The organism is Enterococcus bulliens (genome assembly GCF_053761865.1).
The window spans coordinates 1-19022 of record NZ_JBSMXK010000008.1 but is presented as its reverse complement, the minus strand read 5'-3'; the positions used below and the strand labels follow the sequence as shown (position 1 = coordinate 19022).

Below are 19022 nucleotides of genomic sequence, written 5' to 3'. Positions count from 1 at the left end.
GTTATTTGTGTCAACTAAAGGAAGGATTTCCTTACCAAAAGAGAAGACATGCTTCTCCTTTCGTAAAAAAACCAAGAACAGAGGCGATCTGATTCGCCTGACCACCTCTGAATGTTGAATTATTTTTCTGGAGCTTCTGGGATAGTGATTTTGCCATCGATGATTTCTTGTTTCGCTTCATCGATTGCTTTTTTCGCTGCATCTGATAAGTAACCGTCAGTGATGCTTACACCACCATCTTTTAGGCCATATTCTAAGTGTTGTCCACCAGGGAATTTGTCATCTAAAGCACGAGTTGAAATATCTTCTACCGCAGCACCTACACCTTTAAGTGTTGATGTCAAAGTAAAGTTTGCTTCTTTACCATCTTTTGTTTTGAATTTACCTTCGTCTTGTTGATCGCTATCCACACCGATAACCCAAACTTGTTTTGTTGCAAGTTCTGATTCAGTTAATTGCTCATCGATTGCCTTCGCTTCTTGGAACACACCAGCACCAGTACCACCTGAAGCATGGTAAATGATGTCTGCGTTATTTTGGTACATTGAAGCTGCTAATGCTTTTCCTTTAGCAGGGTCACCAAATGATCCAGCATATTGTACGTCGACTGTTACTTCTTTACCTAATTTTTTCGCAGTATCTTCAACACCTTTTTCAAAACCAGCTTGGAAACGGTCGATTACGGCACCTTCTTCACCACCGATAAACCCAACTTTATTTGTTGTTGTTGTTTCAGCTGCTGCAACACCTGCTAAGTAAGCTGCTTCGTTATCTTTAAATGTTGCTGAAACTACGTTATCTGCTTCTACAACGTCATCGATGATCGCAAAGTTAACATTTGCATTTTGTGCTGCTGCTTCTTTAATAGAAGGAGCTAATAAGTAACCAATACCAAAGATTGTTTTAAAGCCATTTTGTACAGCACTATTTACGTTTGTTGTATACTGAGAAGCGTCGTTTGATTGGATATAATCATAGCCTCCAGTACCTTTTTTCATATCATGTTTTTTACCCCATTCTTGCAAACCTTCCCATGCAGACTGGTTAAATGAACGGTCATCTACTCCACCGATATCTGTTACTAACGCTACGCTGTGGTTATCTGTCTTGCTACTGTCTTTTGATGAATCATCGCTTTTACTTCCACATGCTGCTAATAGTAGAGTACTTGAAAGTGCGACTACGCCTAAACCAAATAATTTTGCTTTTTTCATTGCTGTAAAGCCCCCTATAAATAGTTTTTTTATTTTCAAAAGTCGTAAACGACCGAATGAACATGAGTTACACGTTTAAATCTTTATCGGTAAAAAAGTATGGTAATAATTCTTCGACAGTCATCTCTTTTTGAACACCATCATCACCGATCAACGTAACCGGCATATCTGGTGCACAAAATTCAGAAATCACTTGACGACAAGCACCACATGGTGAGATCGGATCTGGTGTATGACCAGCTACAACTAAATGTTGAAATTCGCGCTCACCTTCAGATACTGCTTTAAAAATCGCAGTGCGTTCTGCGCAATTGGTCAATCCAAAAGATGCATTTTCGATGTTTAATCCTTGATACGTCGTACCCTCTTTTGTAACTAGACAAGCACCGACTGGAAAATGTGAATATGGAACATAGGCTTTATCTAACGCTTTTGTGGCGATATCGATCCATTCTTGTTTTGCTGTTGCCATATTGTTCACTCCTTTAGTAGCCGACTCCAGTTTGACCAGAGATAATGGCAATACTTGCGCTTGTTCCTAGACGAGTTGCTCCTGCTTCGACTAACGCTAGCGCATCTGCTTCACTGTGGATTCCACCAGAAGCTTTGACACCCATTTCAGGACCAACTGTCGTACGCATCAAGCGAACATGATCCACTTTTGCACCACCAGTTGAAAAACCAGTAGATGTTTTAACAAAATCTGCTCCTGCTTTTTTCGCTAGTTCACAAGCTTTCACGATTTCTTCATCCGTTAATAGTGCTGTTTCGATGATTACTTTCACTAAAGCTCGATCTTTAGCTGCTTTAACAACTGCTTTGATATCTTCTTCCACAAGGTTTAACATGCCGCTTTTTAAAGCGCCGATATTGATCACCATATCGACTTCATCAGCACCATTTTTGATGGCATCCGTTGTTTCAAATGCTTTTGTTGCTGGAGTATTTGCTCCTAAAGGAAAACCAATCACCGTACAAACCGCAACCGGTTCGTTCTTTAATTGCTCAGCTGCAAAGGCTACCCAAGTTGGATTCACACAAACTGAGTAAAAGCGATGTTTTTTCGCTTCGTCAATAATTCGTTGTACCACTTCTTTAGTGGCATCTGCTTTTAAAATAGTATGGTCGATCATTCGATTTAATTCCATGGTTACTTGCTCCTCATTTCTGTTCATTATTCAGTGATCACTTCATGGATCAATGGAGGTTCTTCTCCATTTTCTCCGATCGTGATGTTTTCTTGAATCAATGCGATGACTTCTTCAACGTCTTCAGTGTTGCTAAAGATCGTCAGTAAGATGTCGCCTTCTGAAACGGCTTCGCCAACTTTTTTGTGAAGCTTCAATCCTACTGCATGGTCGATTTCATCTTCTTTTGTTTGACGTCCTGCACCTAACATCATGGCTGCGATCCCCAATTCATTGGCTGTCATTTTTTGAATGACTCCTGTGCGTTTAGCAGGGAGTGCGATTTCATAGCGTGCAGTCAATAATTTTTCAGGTTCATCTACGATACTTGGATCGCCGCCTTGATTTTTGATCATCTCTTTGAATTTTTCTAAGGCTCGACCACTTTCAAGCGCTTCTTTCAATAACTCACGCGCTTCTTCGAGTGTATCGGCTTTTTTCGCTAATACGACCATTTGGCTACCAAGTACGTAACACATTTCCTCTAAATCTTCTGGTCCTTTTCCTTGCAAGGTTTCAATCGCTTCTACAACTTCTAGACTGTTTCCGATCGCTTCACCTAAAGGTTGAGACATATCTGAGATGACTGCCATCGTTTGACGATTGGCCAATGCTCCGATGCGTACCATCGTATGGGCTAAGCGTCTAGCATCCTCTAAGTTTTTCATAAAGGCACCGTCACCTGTCGTTACATCTAACACGATTGCATCCGCACCAGCTGCGATTTTTTTACTCATAATTGAACTTGCGATCAACGGAATCGAATCTACTGTAGCTGTCACATCACGCAAAGCATAGAGTTTTTTGTCTGCAGGGGCTAAATCACCAGATTGGCCAATAACGGCTACTTTACTTTCATTTACTAGATCTACAAATTGTGCTTCGGATACTTCGATTTTAAATCCAGGGATCGCTTCTAATTTATCAAGCGTACCTCCCGTGTAACCTAGACCACGACCAGACATTTTTGCTACTGGAACATCGACGCTTGCGACAAGTGGAGCTAAAATCAATGTCGTTGTATCCCCAACACCACCAGTCGAATGCTTGTCGACTTTAATGCCTTCAATCGATGAAAGATCCATGACTTCTCCTGAATTTGCCATCGCTAGCGTTAAATGTGTGATTTCTTCGTCCGTCATATCTTTGAAAAAGATCGCCATCAAGAGTGCACTCATTTGATAGTCAGGAATGTGATTGTTCGTGTATTCCGAAATAATAAATTCAATCTCTTGTTTCGATAAACTTTGTCCTTCACGTTTCTTTTCGATTAAATCGACCATGCGCATAGATAAGAACCTCGCTTCCTTAACTTAGCTTTATTATACATTAAAATCATCACTAGTAAACCACTTTAGTAAAACAGTTTACTAAAAATAACAAATATATTGAAAGCCTTTACATTGTTGATTATACAAGGCGATCAACCAGTTGTCAATGGTTTCACGCTCTCACGAATAATTAATTTTGTATCAAAAATTTTATTTGGCACTCGATGTTTAGGAAACTCGATTGCATCAACTAAAAACTTAGCTGCTGTAAAGCCAATATCAAAAGTTGGTTGCGCTACCGTAGTTAGTGGTGGACTCATATACTCTGTAAACTGGATTCCGTCAAAACCTATCACTGAGATGTCATCTGGTACTTTTCGTCCGGATTCGTGGATCGCCTTATAGCACCCCATCGCCATTAGATCATTACCACAGAAAATAGCGGTGATTTCTTTTCGGTACAATAGTTCTTTAGCTGCTAAATACCCACCTAAGATCGTAAGTTCGTTGCTTACGACATATTGTTTACGAAATGGGATATCTGCATCTTTTAATGCTAAACGATAGCCATTGAAGCGTTCTTCTAATTGGTAATACCCAGTATTTTCTTTTAAGATTCCGATATGTCGGTGTCCTTGTTGGATCAAATATTTGACCGCCAAATAAGATCCTTCATATTCTTTGATGATCAAACGGCCTGAATCCCGTTGATTGATTCCTCGATCAATCAAAATCATCGGTGTGCGTTTGGCAAATGCACTGTTTAAATTGTATTCTTCTGGTAACATGTGTGGAGTCGCTAGTAAGATTCCATCGACAGCTCGATGCGCTAGATCATCTAAACACTTCAGTTCTTTTTGTAAACTTTGCCTTGAATTACACAAAATCAACATATAGCCTAATGGATTGATATATTGCTCGACACCTTCAACGATTTTTGAGAAAAAAGAATCTGTCACATCTGGTACGATCATCCCAATCGTTTTCGAGTGACGCTTAATCAAATTGGAAGCAAAAAAATCTGGTCGGTAATGATATTCATCCACGATTGTTAAAACTTTACGTCTCGTCTCTTCACTAAAGCGACTTCCTTTGTTGTTTAAAATTTGCGATACAGTCGTGACCGAAACACCTGCAAGTTCCGCAATTTGTCGAATCGTTAACTTCACAATGAGCCCCCCTCAGCTTTTTCTTTAGTTTACCAAATTTAGTAAACGCTTTCTAGTGGTAAACCAAAAACAGGATCGCTAAATCGCGGTCCTGAATACTTTATATTTTTGTACTTTGGATAATAAAATATCCTTTGTCTTTGGCGATAACTTCAGCATTACCAAAGACTTCTTCCATGCGTTTTTTCGCACTTGGCGCACCTTGTTTCTTTTGGATCACGGCCGTCAAAGTACCCTTTGATTTTAGTAACGCATGCGCGTCAGTTAAAATCTGGTGTACAACTTGTTTACCTGCACGAATCGGCGGATTACTCACAATTGCTGCATATTGGGTATCATTTAGCTTCTCATATAAATAAGAGGGATGAATATCCACGTTTGCAATGTGATTGTTCTGTGCATTTTTTTGTGCAAGCTCGACTGCGCGCTCATTGATATCGATCATTTCAACCGTTCGATCAGTCGTTTTAGCTAATGTTAATCCGATTGGACCATAACCACAACCGACGTCTAAGATCTTGCCCTCTGGTAAGTCTTGATCAGAAAAGGCATCGATCAATACGCGCGAACCATAATCGATCGTTGATTTTGAAAAGACACCACTATCGGTTAAAAAACGAAACGTGTGCCCTTTTAGTTCAAATGTAAATTCCGAAAACTGATGGTCAAGATCGGGATTCTTTGTGTAATAGTGATTACTCATCTTCGTACTCCTTTAAGTCTTTGTTCCTATCATACTAAATTTTACGCACTTGTAAACTCTCTAGCCAAAAATAACTCGACTTCTGCGCTTTCTAGTGATTTTATGGTACACTACTTGAGACTAAACAAAGGAGCTTTCTTATGAAGGAAATGACCAATTATTATCAAATCCCTCGCTCAGAATGGCAAGGATTTTACCGCAAAGGACACACCCCTTTGACCCAAGAAGAATTAGATAGCATCAAAAGTTTGAATGACCGCATCTCGATGCAAGATGTAGAAGATATCTACATCCCACTTTGTCATTTAATCCATTTATATATGAAGGAATTTGAATCGCTTACTTTGAGTAAAGGACTATTTTTACACCGCTATGAAAAAATGCCTCCGTTTATTATCGGAATCGCCGGTAGTGTAGCTGTTGGAAAAAGCACGACAGCGCGTGTCTTACAAACCTTACTCGATCGCTTGTTTTCAAGACGCAAAGTCCAATTGATCACAACAGATGGCTTTTTGCATCCAAATAAAGTATTAGAAGAACGTGGCATTATGAATCGTAAAGGATTTCCAGAAAGTTATGACATGCAAAAGTTGATCCACTTTTTAGATGAAGTCAAATCTGGTAAACCAAATATCGAGATTCCGATGTATTCGCACAGCGTCTACGATATTATCGACGATGAAGTCGAGATCATTGATCGCCCAGATATTTTGATCGTTGAAGGGATCAATACCTTACAACTTCCAGCAAATGAACAAATCTATGTCAGTGATTTTTTTGATTTTTCGATTTTTGTCGACGCAAATCCCGAATTGATTGAAAAATGGTATTTGGAACGTTTTGAATCGTTACTCGATACCGCATTTCAAGATCCATCGAACTATTATTACAATCTAGCCACTGGTAATCGTAAAGATGCGCTCAAAGTAGCAAAAAATGTTTGGAAAACCATCAACTTGGTCAACTTGACTGAATATATTTTACCAACAAGAAGCCGCGCGGATATTATCTTGCATAAAACCTTGAAGCATACAATAGATGAAGTTCATCTAAGAAAATATTAATAAATCGTAAATAGCTTTTGCAAAATCGAGCTTCCTCCTTTATGATAGAGGATAAAATATTGTACTACAAAATTTGTTAAAGAATAGGGGTAATAATCGTGACGAACGTTGACAACATGCCAAACGTTGAAAAAATCATCGTATTGGACTACGGTAGCCAATACAATCAATTGATCACTCGCCGTATCCGTGAATTTGGAGTTTTCTCTGAATTACTAAGCCACCGCATCACCGCTGAAGAAGTGAAAGCGATGAATCCAAAAGGAATCATTCTTTCTGGTGGACCAAATTCAGTTTATGACGAAGGTTCTTTTGGAATCGATGAAAAAATCTTTGATCTAGGCATCCCAGTATTAGGTATTTGTTATGGAATGCAGCTGATGACTCACCGTTTAGGCGGAAAAGTAGAACCTGCAAAAAACAAAGAATACGGAAAAGCCCAACTTGAGATCACTGATGCTAAAGCAGCACTTTTTGCAAGCACACCACAAACGCAAACCGTTTGGATGAGTCACGGCGATTTAGTTACCCAAGCACCGACAGACTTTGAAGTCGTTGCTACAAGTAATGATTGCCCAATCGCGTCGATCGAAAATGCAGCCCGCAAAATGTACGGCGTTCAATTCCATCCGGAAGTTCGTCACTCAGAATATGGAAATGATTTACTTCGTCACTTTGCCTTAGACGTATGTCAATGTAGCGCAGACTGGAGCATGGAAAACTTTATCGAGATGCAAGTTAAAGCAATCCGTGAAAAAGTTGGCGACAAAAAAGTTTTACTTGGCCTATCTGGTGGAGTGGATTCAAGTGTTGTCGGCGTCTTATTACAAAAAGCGATCGGTGATCAATTAACGTCGATCTTTGTAGACCATGGTCTATTACGTAAAGGAGAAGCAGAACAAGTAATGGAAAGTCTAGGCGGAAAATTCGGCTTAAACATTATTAAAGTTGATGCTAAAAAACGTTTTATGGATAAACTAGCTGGTGTTTCGGATCCAGAACAAAAACGTAAAATCATCGGAAACGAGTTTGTTTACTTATTTGATGATGAAGCAACAAAACTTGCTGGTGAAGAAGGCGTTTCTTTCTTAGCACAAGGAACACTTTACACCGACGTGATCGAATCCGGTACGGAAACAGCACAAACAATCAAATCACACCATAACGTAGGTGGTCTTCCTGAAGACATGCAATTTGAATTGATCGAACCATTAAATACCCTATTCAAAGACGAAGTTCGCGCATTAGGAACGGAACTTGGCATGCCAGACAGCATCGTATGGCGCCAACCATTCCCTGGACCAGGTCTAGGTATTCGTGTTTTAGGTGAATTAACCGAAGAAAAATTAGAGATCGTGCGCGAATCAGATGCGATCTTACGCGAAGAAATCGTCAATGCTGGTTTAGACCGTGACATCTGGCAATACTTCACTGTTTTACCAGGCATTCGCAGTGTCGGCGTAATGGGCGATGGCCGTACGTATGATTATACTGTCGGTATCCGTGCTGTAACATCGATCGATGGGATGACAGCAGACTTTGCACGTATCCCTTGGGATGTGTTACAAAAAATCTCAGTACGTATTGTAAACGAAGTCGCACACGTCAACCGCATCGTGTACGATATTACAAGTAAACCACCAGCAACTGTTGAGTGGGAATAAAAATATCTAAACTATGTTTTATGACTTGTCAGATTTAAAACAAATAATAGCCTCTATCGAATTTTTGATAGAGGTTATTTTTTTATTGCTTAAACATACACTGTTATAGCAGATTTAACTCACTACAAGGAATATCTTAAACATAGAGTGTATCAACTACAGATTTTCGTTCTTTGATTAAAGGCAATAAATGTTGTGGATCGTGAATGGGAATTTGTTTACGCTTTAAAAATAGCAGAATCGAATACAGTAGTTGACGCTCTTTGCCATCTGTAAAATAGTATCCTGTTAAATCTAATTTATATTTTTCTCCTTGCTTAGTAGTGATTACTAACTCAAAAGCTTCATTCATTATCGAAATATTGCGAACAAAATACCCGTTAAAACCAACACCTACGTTAGGATCTATACGAAAAGCATCAATTTCTAAACTCAAATACTCAATTTCATTAAAAGGAATAAATTTCGTTTGTCGATTTATTAATTCTTTGATAGGCAACCATAACTCAGTCCAAAAATTCACCTTGTAAATAGGCACGTCAATGCCTTTTTTTGTCAGTGTCCAATGAGTATAAAGTCGGCTTTTTTTCAATGGGAATAGGTACACAAACGCAGAATATAAGATGGGTTGCATAAAAAAAGCGATAACTAAATAAAAATAGTTTTCACTAAAATTTGTAAACGCATTTAAAACAATCAAAATCGCAATAAATGTAGGAGAAAGTAAAAACAGATATAAGAGTTTCCGATGTTGGATCACTCCGTACTTCAATGGAAAATGAAGGTAAGCTTCACCTGTAATGAGTTCATCTAAAGAAATATCCAAAAGACCACTCAATGTCACCAAGTTGTCAATACTAGGTAAGGTTTCTTCATTTTCCCATTTCGAAACAGATTGTCGAGTAATCGATAATTTTTTAGCTAATTCTTCTTGAGTTAAATGGTTCTTTTTTCGATAGATTGCAATATTTTTACCTATATGCATCCTAATCACCTCGTTTTTTATTTGCATTTATTTTCTCATAGCATGCTCAAAAAGTACCGCACTTATTACGTGCACATTGATGTATAAGTCTTTTTTGATGATTTACAGTAGAAAAATTTTAAAGTTTATGGTTTAACCACGTCAAAGCTACTTCTTTACTTTCAGTAGTATGAACATCTGGACGAATTGGATCATTTTGGTAAACGTTACCATTTCGATCTCTGATAAACGCGGTCGTCAATTGCATCCTCGCGCCGTCATATAAATAAACTTCTTGATTAGCAGAGGTATAGCCTGCAGAATTTGACCCAAAAAATTTCACATTCGGTAAGCCCTTAAAACAAATTGCCGTTAGTTCACCCGAACTTCCGGTATTTTCATCGATCAATACGGCAATCGACTTATTGTTTATTTTTTCTATATTCTTTAACTCAATTGTTGTGCCACCACTGTTTAACTTTCCATTAGATAAGTCCACAGACTTTGTGTTTTGCTCTTTATCGATATAATCAAACAACTTTCCGTCTGGTAAGAGTGATGATAAGCCAAGGATCATCGGTGTCATATTGCCCCCTCGATTTCCACGTAAGTCAATCATGACATTTGTATAAGTATCTTGCTGTAAAGCAGATGCTAATGTAGTGGCATATTCATTCGCTTCAGCTGGTGTACCTGTAAATTCTGGAACAGTTAGATATAGCGTTTCTTGTTCGACTTCTGCTTTAGATTCAAATTTTTCAGAATGATCAAGTTGAGTTTGTGCTGCCTCAATAAACGAATGCTTGCCACCTGCTACTTTGATTGCTTCTTCAAGACTAGGCATCGCTTCAGAATAGCTCGATATCCCCTTTGTATTTGCCAGCGTTTTGGTTTTGATATTCTTCCAAGTATTGGAATTACTATAAATGCCCGATTCTTCCATTTTTTCTAAAGCAACGGCTACATACTTTTGAGGGGACGGTGGCATAAGATAGATGTTTAATTTGTAACCATACATATAAATAAGCGCTAGTAACAAAACAATTCCGATACTGATACTTATTAACAAACGTTTCAACCATTTCATTTCAGTCAGCTCCCTTTTTATACCCTAACTGCATTAAAACATACCCTTTGATAAAAATAATCAGACTAATGGCTTAAGTTGAAACTGATGGATACTTTTTTAAGAACAAAAAACGAGAGACGAATCATTATCGATTCAGCTCTCGTTTAGCCACTCTTATTAAAACTCTTTGATCACATCTTCCATGCCTAAACCTTGAGCAACTTTGGTCCCATACTCTTTATCGGCTTGGTAGAAATGATAGATTTGACGTTTTTTGATGTCGTCTTTTGAAACGGGTGTCATCGCATCGACGACGTTTTGCACCAAGCGTTCTTTAGCCTCATCTGATTGCAAACGATACAAATCACCTGCTTGACTATAGAAGTTTTGGTCATAGCTATAATGCCCGATTTCACCGTGGACTTCATAGCCCGCTGGTTTGACGGCTGGATTTTCTTTGACTTCATTGAAGCTATTTGGTTCATAATTGATTGAAGTCGAACCATTGTCCATCCGCATAAATCCGTCTTTTTGATTGTTGTTGACTGGACTGACTGGTTTATTGATCGGAACTTGAGAGTAGTTCGCCCCAACACGGTAGCGATGTGCATCACCATACGCAAATAGGCGTCCTTGTAGTAATTTATCTGGCGAGGTTTCGATTCCTGGTACTAAATGCCCCGGTGACATCGCGACTTGTTCCACTTCAGTAAAGTAGTTTTCAGGATTGCGATTTAAGGTCATCGTGCCGACTTCAACTAATGGAAATTCTTTTTGTGAAACGGTTTTGGTCACATCAAACAATAATTCTGGTCGTTTTTGCGCTTCTTCAAAAGGAATCAATTGTACACATAAGGTCCAAGATGGATAATCTTCAGCTTCAATCGCATTGTGTAAGTCTTCGATATGATAATCTGGATTGGTCCCAGCAAGCTCTGCCGCTACTTTGACGTCGAGATTTTTCACACCTTGATTGGTTCTAAAATGATATTTGACCCAGGTTTTTTCACCAGCTTCATTGACCCATAAGAACGTATGGCTACCATAACCATGCATATGACGCATCGTAGCCGGGATTCCACGATCACTCATCAAAATCGTCACTTGGTGTAAAGATTCTGGGGATAATGACCAAAAATCCCATACTGCATCTGGGCTTTTTAGATGTGTTCGTGGATCACGTTTTTGTGTGTGGATGAAATCTGGGAATTTTAGAGGGTCTCTTACAAAAAAGACTGGCGTGTTATTTCCTACGATATCGTAGTTACCATCTTCCGTGTAAAACTTCACCGCAAACCCACGTGGATCACGAACTGTATCGGCAGAACCGAGTTCACCTGCTACAGTTGAAAAACGTGCAAATAAAGGTGTTTCTTTTCCGACTTCAGATAAAAAACTTGCCTTCGTATACTTTGAGACATCATTCGTCACTTTAAATACACCATGTGCTCCGGCACCTTTTGCATGAACGACACGTTCAGGTACCCGTTCACGATTGAAATGAGCCAGTTTTTCTAACAAGTGGACATCTTGGATCAGTACTGGACCAAATTCCCCTGCTGTTGCTGAATTTTGATTGTCGTAGACTGGAGCACCATCTGCTGTTGTTAACCATTCTTTTACCATGTACATTCCTCCTTTTCGCTATAATTTAACTGTACCTGAAATCGGATATTTCATCAAAGATAATCCTTTTAAAATCGAATAATATTTTTAAAATGTTATTTTATACAAAAAACAAGCTAAGAGTTTAGCTTGTTTTTCAACTATTTAGAGATGTGCAAGACCTCATATATATTATATCCTAATGCTTCTAGTTGTTCGTTTACAAAATAAAATTCGACATATTTCCATTTATCTGGATTATACACTATTGCTTTACCCAAGCATTCCAAATGAGGTAATGAATAATGAGGTTTTTGCATATTATTTGTATGTTTGATATCCTGTTCGATCTCGATCACATAACGGGCTTCTTTGATTTTATTAGAAATCTCCGTCCATAATGGGATCGTGATGTTGATATGTTGCCAGCCAAATGAGGTCAAAATATTGTCGTAGAATCCTTCAAAAATAAATCGATTCATGCCCTCTGTATGTTCCCATAAATAAAATGGCGCGTACTCTTTACGCTCTTTTTGATCTATAATCAAATAGGCTTTTAGTGCTAACCCTTCAAAGCCATCTGTTTTCATCCCATTCTCTGCTACTCTATTTCTGATGATCTGCATATCGTAATCGTTTGGTAAGGTAATCTTATATTGCATCGCATTCATAGTATCTCTCCTCTCTTATCGAATTATACAGCGTCTTTTTTTTATGTGTATAATGGTTGTAAATCATGTGTTTATTCCAAATTGGAATAATTAGAGAGCAGGAACTATTTTGGAACTAAACGACATTAAAATGTTTTACGAAGTAGCACAAACGAATTCTGTCAGTCAAGCTGCTCAAAATTTGGGCTACACACAATCAAATATCAGTAAACGTATCAAATGTCTAGAAGAAGAGATAGATCAGCGATTATTTGAACGAAACAATAAAGGCATGCATCTTACAAGTGCCGGACAAGAATTTATTCCCTATGCGCAAAAGTTGATTACAGCGTACCTAGAAATCGAAGAACATTTCCTAAAGCTACCACTAAAAACCTTACTTGGCGCTACCCAAACGATCGCTCATAGTTACTTGGAAAAGTTATTTGTTGATCCAACCTATACAATTTTTACAGCGCCGATTTCGACACTGACTACGCGATTACTTGCAGGTACGTTAGACTTTATTCTCATCAATCAGCCATTGACTGATCCAGCTGTGAAACTTATTCAAACATGGGAAGAAGCTCTATGTTTTACGCAATCACAAACGGCTGATGGTCTTTTTCATGAACGGACGTTTATCGTAAATCGCGAACCAACCTGTCCTTATCGTAAAGCGATACTTGAGTACATCACGCAATATCCTAATGCTCAGATTCTTGAAGTGGATACTTTAGATATGATCTTGCGTATGATAAAACATGAAAACATGAACGCTTTATTACCTACTTCATTGATAGAAGAAATCCCCGATATTAAACCTATCACGTCACGAACTTGCACGTTTACAGCGACGATTTATGTCTACGCTTTACAGCAGACAAGAAAGCAATTTAAACTTCCTTGACCAACATAAAAAAGAGAGGTGACAAACGTCTATCACCTCTCCTAACAACTGCAGAAATAGTGTTTCAAAAGCAATAACTCTTTGTCTAAATCAATCGTGCATGTTCTTCTTTAATCGCATCCAATAATGCAGGATCTTCAATTAAATCGAGTGCAGTTAGGGCCAATAATGTTGCTCCAATACCAATTGACGCCAAACCTTTTTCACTACGGGCAGCAGCCTTAAACTCGATACTGTGCCCTGCGATGTATTCTTCAGAAATCGAGACTACTGGTTGGATCGTCGGAATCACTTGACTCACATTACCCACGTCCGAAGAACCAAAAGAAGTCGGCTTTTTGGTATGTATCTCTGAAGTATCCGATACTTCATTTTGTAAATGCTTAAAGAATACCTGATCAAAACTCGGTGTGATGATCACATCATCAACTGCATTTTGAAATAATCCAAATTCGTAAGTGGTTCCTGTTGCCAGTGCGGCTCCCTTTACGATATTTTCGACTTTTTGGTAGACTTCGTTTAATGTCGTACGACTCAACGCGCGTAAATAAAATCGTGCTGAAGCAAACTCTGGTACCACATTAGCTGCGACACCACCATCTGTAATAATCCCATGAATTTTCACATCACTTGGTAAATGTTCACGTAATGCATTGATACTATTAAACACTTGCAACACGGCATCTAAAGCGTTGATCCCTTTTTCAGGTGCAGCTGCGGCATGCGAGGCACGACCATAAAATTTTATATCGACAGGATCGTTAGCCAATCCTGGTCCTGTTGTATGATAACCGTATCCTGGATGACAACAAAGTGCTGCATCAACATCTTTAAAAAAGCCTTCCCGTACAAAACTGCCTTTTGCTGAGCCATTTTCGCCACCTTCTTCCCCGGGTGTTCCATAGACCCGAATTTCACCACCGACTTCATCAATCACCTGTTTTAGCGAACTTGCTGCTAAAATCGATGTGATGCCAAAGAGATTATGCCCACATGCATGACCGATTCCCGGTAAAGCATCATATTCTGCTAAGAACACTAACGTTGGACCCGCCTTTTTCCCTTGATAGCGGGCATCAAATCCTGTACGATGTCCAGCAACATCAGACTCGACCGTAAATCCTTCTTCTTCCAATAACTTGACCAATATTTTTTGTGCAAAAAACTCATAATTACTGACTTCTGGTGTGTCGTGAATCGCCAGTGCCAATTCTTGATAGTGTGCTAAACGTGTATGAATATAGTCCTTGATTACTTGTGTTTCCGCTACTTTTACTGTCATGTTATGTGCTCCTTTTTTATAAAGTAAAATCATCCCAAGCTGCTTTAGATGAACCTTTTGATGTCTCATCGATGACTTTTTTCGTTTGTTCCGTTTGGTAAACTTCAACGATTTTTTTATATGTTGCATTGTCCTTATCCTCTGCACGTGCTGCGATCACATTGACATAAGGTCTTGAACCTTCACTTACTGGTTCTAAATAGATAGCATCTTTACTTGGTGTCAATCCTGCATCGACAGCCATGCCACTATTGATGATCGCAATATCCACATCTGGTAATGAACGTGCAGTTTGTGCCGCATCAACTTCTTTGATATCAAGCGCTAAAGGATTACTCGTCACATCGGCTAAAGTAGGGGTTTGACCAGCTTTTTTATCTACGGCCAATACACCAGCTGACTGTAAGAGCAATAGGGCCCGACCATTGTTTGTTGCATCGTTTGGAATCGTCACAGTATCACCTTTTTTCAATTCCGATACATCTTTGATTTTATTTGAATAGATCCCTAATGGTGCAATAACTGTCAAACCAATGGGAACAAGATCCGTTTTGGCTTCTTCATTGTAGGCATCTAGAAAAATTTCAGTTTGGAAGGCATTGAGATCAACGGATTTATCCGCTAAAGCCGTATTTGGTGTAGTATAATCGGTAAATTTTACATATTCGATGGTAATCCGGTCCTCTTCTTTGAGACGTTTACTCACATCATCCCAAACATCCGTATTGTCTCCAACGACTCCTAATTTCACGACTTTATTTTCATCCGCTTTGGCTGCTTTGGATTCGCTCTGTTTGCCACAACCCACTAATAATACTCCTGCAACTAAAAGTGATACACCTAATGCTAATTTTTTCATACGAACTCCCCCTAATTATGAATGACTAATTTTTTTGATCACAACATTGCTAATAAACTGACTAATAAATACTAAAATCAAAATCAATAACGTGGCCACGATCGTTACATCGGTTTGGAAACGATTGTACCCTCTCGTAATAGCTAGATTTCCTAGACCACCTGCTCCGACTGCTCCAGCCATAGCCGTTAACCCAATCACATTAATCATGGTAAGGGCTGAAACACGGATAATACTTGGCAATCCTTCCACTAAATAGACACGAAACACAATCCCAATCTTGCTTGTTCCCATAGCTTGAGCTGCTTCGACAACACCTGAATCCACTTCAAGTAAGGCATTTTCGATTTGACGTGCATAAAAAGGAATAATCCCGATGATCAAAGGGACTAAAGCCGCTTGTTCACCGATCGTTGTGCCGACAATAAAACGGGTCACTACAGCAAGTAAGGCTAATAAAATAATAAAGGGGATCGATCGTACGATATTGATCGCCTTGTCTAAGATCTGGTAAAGATAGACATTCGCCAAGATCCCTTTTGGTCGAATCACAACCAAAACAACACCCAGTAAAATCCCTAAAATCCCAGCCACCAAAGCAGTCCAAAAAACCATATAAAGAGTTTGAATGGTTGCTGTAACAAAATCATCGGAGCTAGCTAAAACATTTGGTATCCATCGTTGTGCTAAATCTGACATATTATGCGCCTCCTACAAGAGTAAGTTTATGTTCAGTCGCTGATGTTTCTTTTAGTAATGTGGCCTGTACGCGATGTTTTTTCAAATACTCAAATACTTTATGTTTTTGATTGAGGTTTCCTGTTAGAATCACGATCATCGTACCCAGTGCAACATTTTGAATCATTTCGACATTGCCATATAAGATATTGGTGGTGACTTGAAAACGGCTAAAGAGTTGTGCGATCAACGGCTGTTCTGTTTGATCACCAACATAAGATAATTCAACCAACCATTCATTCGCAGAGAGACTTGAAAATTCTGGATGATCTAAAATCGTTCCTAGCGCTTGATCGATATGAGTTGCGGTACGAATAAAGTCTTTAGTCAAAGCAGTCTTAGGACGGCTAAAGATCTCAAGTGCGCTTCCTTGTTCAATTACTTTTCCATCTTCCATTACCGCCACTTTATTGCAAATTTCTTTGACCACTTGCATTTCATGGGTGATCAATACAATCGTTAAATCCAGTTCTTGATTTAGCTTTTTAAGTAATGCTAAAATCTGCAATGTCGTTTTTGGATCTAGAGCACTAGTGGCTTCATCACATAATAAGATTTTAGGATCACTTGCCAACGCTCGAGCAATCGCAACCCGTTGTTTTTGTCCACCAGATAATTGACTCGGGTAAGCTTTGGCTTTATCTTCTAAACCCACAAGTGTAAGCAACCGTTCCACTTTGACTTTACGTGCACTTGCATTTAATCCACTGTAGCGTAGCGCAAACGCCACATTGTCAAAAACCGTACGCGCTTCAAATAAGTTAAAATGTTGAAAGATCATCCCAATTTGTTTACGCTCTTGACGTAAGCGACGTTCTGAGATTGCCGTCAGCTCGACTCCATCGACAATTACTTGACCTGCTGTTGGACGTTGCAATAGATTGATCAAGCGAACCAAGGTGCTTTTACCTGCACCAGAGTAGCCCACGATTCCGAAAATATCCTTTTTTTCTATTTTGAGATCAACACCTGTTACCGCAGTTGTTTGTTTCTTCTTTTGGGTAAATACTACTTCTACTTGCTTTAACTCAATCATACTTGCTCCCCCTTTTTGGCATAAAAAAAAGCCCTCAAACATTAATCCTAATGTTTGAGGGCGAAAATTCGCGTTACCACCTCTAATTTGGAATACACTCACGCCTATTCCCTCTTCAAGTACTATCATACTCTAGTGATCTATCGGTCACACCCGTCGTTTACCCGCATTTGCTTCAACGAATTGCTCCATGACCATTTTCCAAAGCTTCCTCTTTATCTGTTTTCAGCTACCCAGACTCTCTAAAAAAAGATTTCCTTTTGTACTTATCATTTCTTTGCAATCTATTTATTTAATTTGTGTGTCATTTGTTGTGGCTAACATTACAGGATTTGAATACACTCGTCAATCGCCTTTTTTATTTAATAACAAAAATTACAGATAAAAGATATCGTTTAAAAGCGAAAAAAACGGATAATCTACTTGATTCCTAACGATTTTAATTCTAATGTGCTCATTCATTAAAATAATTTATTTTTTTATTTATGCACTCAAAGCCGTATAAAACATCGCAATTGTTCATTAAAACTTGAATCTAGCTTGAACTTTCTACGATTCTTTCACAAATTTCAAAAAAAGTATCAAACGGGGTTGACGTTTTTTTATTGTTATTGTATTATGAATAAGTCCTGTTATTCAGGTACTGTTTTGGAGGAGTAGCGAAGTGGCTAAACGCGGCGGACTGTAAATCCGTTCCTTTTGGTTCAGTGGTTCGAATCCACTCTCCTCCATTTTAATTGGGGTATAGCCAAGCGGTAAGGCAAGGGACTTTGACTCCCTCATGCGTTGGTTCGAATCCAGCTACCCCAGTACGTCAAAGCATCGTAGAAATCTACGATGCTTTTTTTGTTATTTCAATTTTAATTTATTTGTTATTATGAGCCGAAAATTCGAGTAGTGAACTCATAAATCGTTCGACAAATTTGTCTGCTTGGATCCCCAAACATACCGTAGTTCTCTTGTGAGTACTTCTTAGTTCTGCTAGATTTCCAGTCATACGTCCAATTTCGATTCCACTGGTATCGACTGTAAGATTCATCGCAAAAGTCTCTGTGACTAGACTTTCATCTAGAGCAATCGCGACCGCTAGTGGATCATGTAAAGCTCCCCCGTACTCTTGACTTTCGTATTCATTTTGATAATAATACGCTGCGATATGCGCTAGGAATGCTCCGGTTTTTTCATTGATATTAAAGCGTTGAAGTTCGGTTTGGGTGATCATCGTCTGCAACGTGACGTCAAGACCAACAAGCGTCGTATCGATCTGTTCGAAAACAAGCTTTGCAGCCATTGGATCGTTGTAGACGTTCACTTCAGCAAATGGAGTAATATTTCCAAGTAGCGTGATCGCGCCTGCCATACAGACCACTTTCCCAACATTTTGCATTACTTCAGGCGCGTTTTTGATTGCGGTCGCTAAATTTGTCAGTGGCCCTAAAGTGACGATAATCAATTCTTCTTGATAAGTTCTTGCTGCGTGAATCAAAAATTCAGAAGCATTCAGAGTTTGCAGGTTTGTTTTAGGTGTATCTAACCTATACTCACCAATTCCATTTTTCCCATGAACACGCTCAAAAGAAGACGGCACACAGATCGGAAGAGCGTCGTGTAGGGAAAGAGTGTCCGCGGTTGTGTAG

At 39.0% G+C, this 19022-nt stretch carries 18 protein-coding genes, 2 tRNA genes and 1 other annotated feature; of the genes, 5 read left to right on the top strand and 15 right to left on the bottom strand.

Annotation, left to right across the window (positions count from 1 at the left end):
• Positions 1–119: 119 nt before the first annotated feature.
• From ACWOEC_RS05525 to ACWOEC_RS05500, 6 genes are all read right to left on the bottom strand, one after another.
• Positions 120–1214 carry a BMP family lipoprotein gene (locus ACWOEC_RS05525; RefSeq protein ID WP_016186020.1) on the bottom strand — a complete coding sequence of 365 codons (1095 nt, stop codon included), beginning with the start codon at positions 1212–1214 and terminating at the stop codon, positions 120–122.
• Between the two features lie 67 nt (positions 1215–1281).
• On the bottom strand, positions 1282–1686 hold the full coding sequence (locus ACWOEC_RS05520; protein WP_297079406.1) for a cytidine deaminase: 405 nt from the start codon (positions 1684–1686) through the stop codon (positions 1282–1284).
• A 13-nt stretch (positions 1687–1699) separates the two neighbouring features.
• Positions 1700–2362 carry a deoxyribose-phosphate aldolase gene (deoC, locus tag ACWOEC_RS05515; RefSeq protein ID WP_455306613.1) on the bottom strand — a complete coding sequence of 221 codons (663 nt, stop codon included), beginning with the start codon at positions 2360–2362 and terminating at the stop codon, positions 1700–1702.
• Between the two features lie 26 nt (positions 2363–2388).
• The gene (locus ACWOEC_RS05510; protein ID WP_455306612.1) at positions 2389–3690 is read right to left on the bottom strand and encodes a pyrimidine-nucleoside phosphorylase; all 1302 of its coding nucleotides are present in this window, start codon (positions 3688–3690) and stop codon (positions 2389–2391) included.
• A gap of 134 nt (positions 3691–3824) precedes the next feature.
• Complete coding sequence (locus ACWOEC_RS05505) at positions 3825–4841, bottom strand: LacI family DNA-binding transcriptional regulator (protein ID WP_455306611.1); 1017 nt, start codon at positions 4839–4841, stop codon at positions 3825–3827.
• A 100-nt stretch (positions 4842–4941) separates the two neighbouring features.
• On the bottom strand, positions 4942–5544 hold the full coding sequence (locus ACWOEC_RS05500; protein WP_455306610.1) for a class I SAM-dependent methyltransferase: 603 nt from the start codon (positions 5542–5544) through the stop codon (positions 4942–4944).
• 140 nt (positions 5545–5684) lie between these two features.
• Between ACWOEC_RS05500 and coaA the strand changes: the two genes are divergently transcribed.
• Entirely contained in the window at positions 5685–6608 is a 924-nt protein-coding gene (gene coaA / locus ACWOEC_RS05495) for a type I pantothenate kinase (RefSeq protein ID WP_297079395.1), read from the top strand.
• 98 nt (positions 6609–6706) lie between these two features.
• Positions 6707–8272, top strand: coding sequence for a glutamine-hydrolyzing GMP synthase (gene guaA, locus ACWOEC_RS05490; RefSeq protein WP_297079392.1), 1566 nt, complete (start codon positions 6707–6709; stop codon positions 8270–8272).
• Between the two features lie 136 nt (positions 8273–8408).
• Here guaA and ACWOEC_RS05485 read toward each other — a convergent pair whose 3' ends face one another.
• From ACWOEC_RS05485 to ACWOEC_RS05470, 4 genes are all read right to left on the bottom strand, one after another.
• On the bottom strand, positions 8409–9284 hold the full coding sequence (locus ACWOEC_RS05485) for a helix-turn-helix domain-containing protein (RefSeq protein WP_455306609.1): 876 nt from the start codon (positions 9282–9284) through the stop codon (positions 8409–8411).
• Between the two features lie 91 nt (positions 9285–9375).
• Positions 9376–10323 carry a S41 family peptidase gene (locus ACWOEC_RS05480; RefSeq protein WP_455306608.1) on the bottom strand — a complete coding sequence of 316 codons (948 nt, stop codon included), beginning with the start codon at positions 10321–10323 and terminating at the stop codon, positions 9376–9378.
• Between the two features lie 159 nt (positions 10324–10482).
• Positions 10483–11931 (bottom strand): catalase, encoded by a 1449-nt coding sequence (locus ACWOEC_RS05475; protein WP_455306607.1) that lies wholly within the window; start codon positions 11929–11931, stop codon positions 10483–10485.
• 140 nt (positions 11932–12071) lie between these two features.
• Positions 12072–12581 carry a DUF4865 family protein gene (locus ACWOEC_RS05470; RefSeq protein WP_455306606.1) on the bottom strand — a complete coding sequence of 170 codons (510 nt, stop codon included), beginning with the start codon at positions 12579–12581 and terminating at the stop codon, positions 12072–12074.
• A 109-nt stretch (positions 12582–12690) separates the two neighbouring features.
• Here ACWOEC_RS05470 and ACWOEC_RS05465 point away from each other — a divergent pair, with 109 nt between their 5' ends.
• On the top strand, positions 12691–13470 hold the full coding sequence (locus ACWOEC_RS05465) for a LysR family transcriptional regulator (RefSeq protein ID WP_455306605.1): 780 nt from the start codon (positions 12691–12693) through the stop codon (positions 13468–13470).
• A gap of 85 nt (positions 13471–13555) precedes the next feature.
• Here ACWOEC_RS05465 and ACWOEC_RS05460 read toward each other — a convergent pair whose 3' ends face one another.
• From ACWOEC_RS05460 to ACWOEC_RS05445, 4 genes are read right to left on the bottom strand one after another with little or no spacing between them, the layout of a single operon-like run.
• A complete protein-coding gene (locus tag ACWOEC_RS05460; protein WP_455306604.1) occupies positions 13556–14752 on the bottom strand; it encodes a M20 family metallopeptidase in 1197 nt (398 codons plus the stop codon).
• Positions 14753–14768: 16 nt separating this feature from the next.
• Positions 14769–15611, bottom strand: a complete 843-nt coding sequence (locus tag ACWOEC_RS05455) for a MetQ/NlpA family ABC transporter substrate-binding protein (RefSeq protein WP_455306603.1) — start codon at positions 15609–15611, stop codon at positions 14769–14771.
• 15 nt (positions 15612–15626) lie between these two features.
• Positions 15627–16310, bottom strand: a complete 684-nt coding sequence (locus ACWOEC_RS05450; protein ID WP_455306602.1) for a methionine ABC transporter permease — start codon at positions 16308–16310, stop codon at positions 15627–15629.
• A gap of 1 nt (position 16311) precedes the next feature.
• Entirely contained in the window at positions 16312–17385 is a 1074-nt protein-coding gene (locus ACWOEC_RS05445; RefSeq protein ID WP_455306601.1) for a methionine ABC transporter ATP-binding protein, read from the bottom strand.
• Positions 17386–17438: 53 nt separating this feature from the next.
• Positions 17439–17672: a binding site (T-box leader), on the bottom strand.
• Positions 17673–18035: 363 nt separating this feature from the next.
• Here ACWOEC_RS05445 and ACWOEC_RS05440 point away from each other — a divergent pair.
• Together ACWOEC_RS05440 and ACWOEC_RS05435 are read left to right on the top strand one after the other, a co-directional pair.
• A tRNA-Tyr gene (locus ACWOEC_RS05440) sits at positions 18036–18116 on the top strand.
• A 7-nt stretch (positions 18117–18123) separates the two neighbouring features.
• Positions 18124–18195: transfer RNA gene (locus ACWOEC_RS05435), tRNA-Gln, on the top strand.
• 55 nt (positions 18196–18250) lie between these two features.
• Here ACWOEC_RS05435 and ACWOEC_RS05430 read toward each other — a convergent pair.
• The coding region (locus tag ACWOEC_RS05430) for a nucleoside hydrolase (RefSeq protein WP_455306600.1) at positions 18251–19022 on the bottom strand (772 nt) is incomplete at its 5' end.

Excerpts from the sequence above, each read along its gene's own strand:
- ACWOEC_RS05525 (WP_016186020.1), bottom strand. The coding sequence starts at position 1,214 with ATGAAAAAAGCAAAATTATTTGGTTTAGGCGTAGTCGCACTTTCAAGT.
- ACWOEC_RS05520 (WP_297079406.1), bottom strand. The coding sequence starts at position 1,686 with ATGGCAACAGCAAAACAAGAATGGATCGATATCGCCACAAAAGCGTTA.
- deoC (WP_455306613.1), bottom strand. The coding sequence starts at position 2,362 with ATGGAATTAAATCGAATGATCGACCATACTATTTTAAAAGCAGATGCC.
- ACWOEC_RS05510 (WP_455306612.1), bottom strand. The coding sequence starts at position 3,690 with ATGCGCATGGTCGATTTAATCGAAAAGAAACGTGAAGGACAAAGTTTA.
- ACWOEC_RS05500 (WP_455306610.1), bottom strand. The coding sequence starts at position 5,544 with ATGAGTAATCACTATTACACAAAGAATCCCGATCTTGACCATCAGTTT.
- coaA (WP_297079395.1), top strand. The coding sequence starts at position 5,685 with ATGAAGGAAATGACCAATTATTATCAAATCCCTCGCTCAGAATGGCAA.
- ACWOEC_RS05485 (WP_455306609.1), bottom strand. The coding sequence starts at position 9,284 with ATGCAAATAAAAAACGAGGTGATTAGGATGCATATAGGTAAAAATATT.
- ACWOEC_RS05480 (WP_455306608.1), bottom strand. The coding sequence starts at position 10,323 with ATGAAATGGTTGAAACGTTTGTTAATAAGTATCAGTATCGGAATTGTT.
- ACWOEC_RS05475 (WP_455306607.1), bottom strand. The coding sequence starts at position 11,931 with ATGGTAAAAGAATGGTTAACAACAGCAGATGGTGCTCCAGTCTACGAC.
- ACWOEC_RS05470 (WP_455306606.1), bottom strand. The coding sequence starts at position 12,581 with ATGAATGCGATGCAATATAAGATTACCTTACCAAACGATTACGATATG.
- ACWOEC_RS05460 (WP_455306604.1), bottom strand. The coding sequence starts at position 14,752 with ATGACAGTAAAAGTAGCGGAAACACAAGTAATCAAGGACTATATTCAT.
- ACWOEC_RS05455 (WP_455306603.1), bottom strand. The coding sequence starts at position 15,611 with ATGAAAAAATTAGCATTAGGTGTATCACTTTTAGTTGCAGGAGTATTA.
- ACWOEC_RS05450 (WP_455306602.1), bottom strand. The coding sequence starts at position 16,310 with ATGTCAGATTTAGCACAACGATGGATACCAAATGTTTTAGCTAGCTCC.
- ACWOEC_RS05445 (WP_455306601.1), bottom strand. The coding sequence starts at position 17,385 with ATGATTGAGTTAAAGCAAGTAGAAGTAGTATTTACCCAAAAGAAGAAA.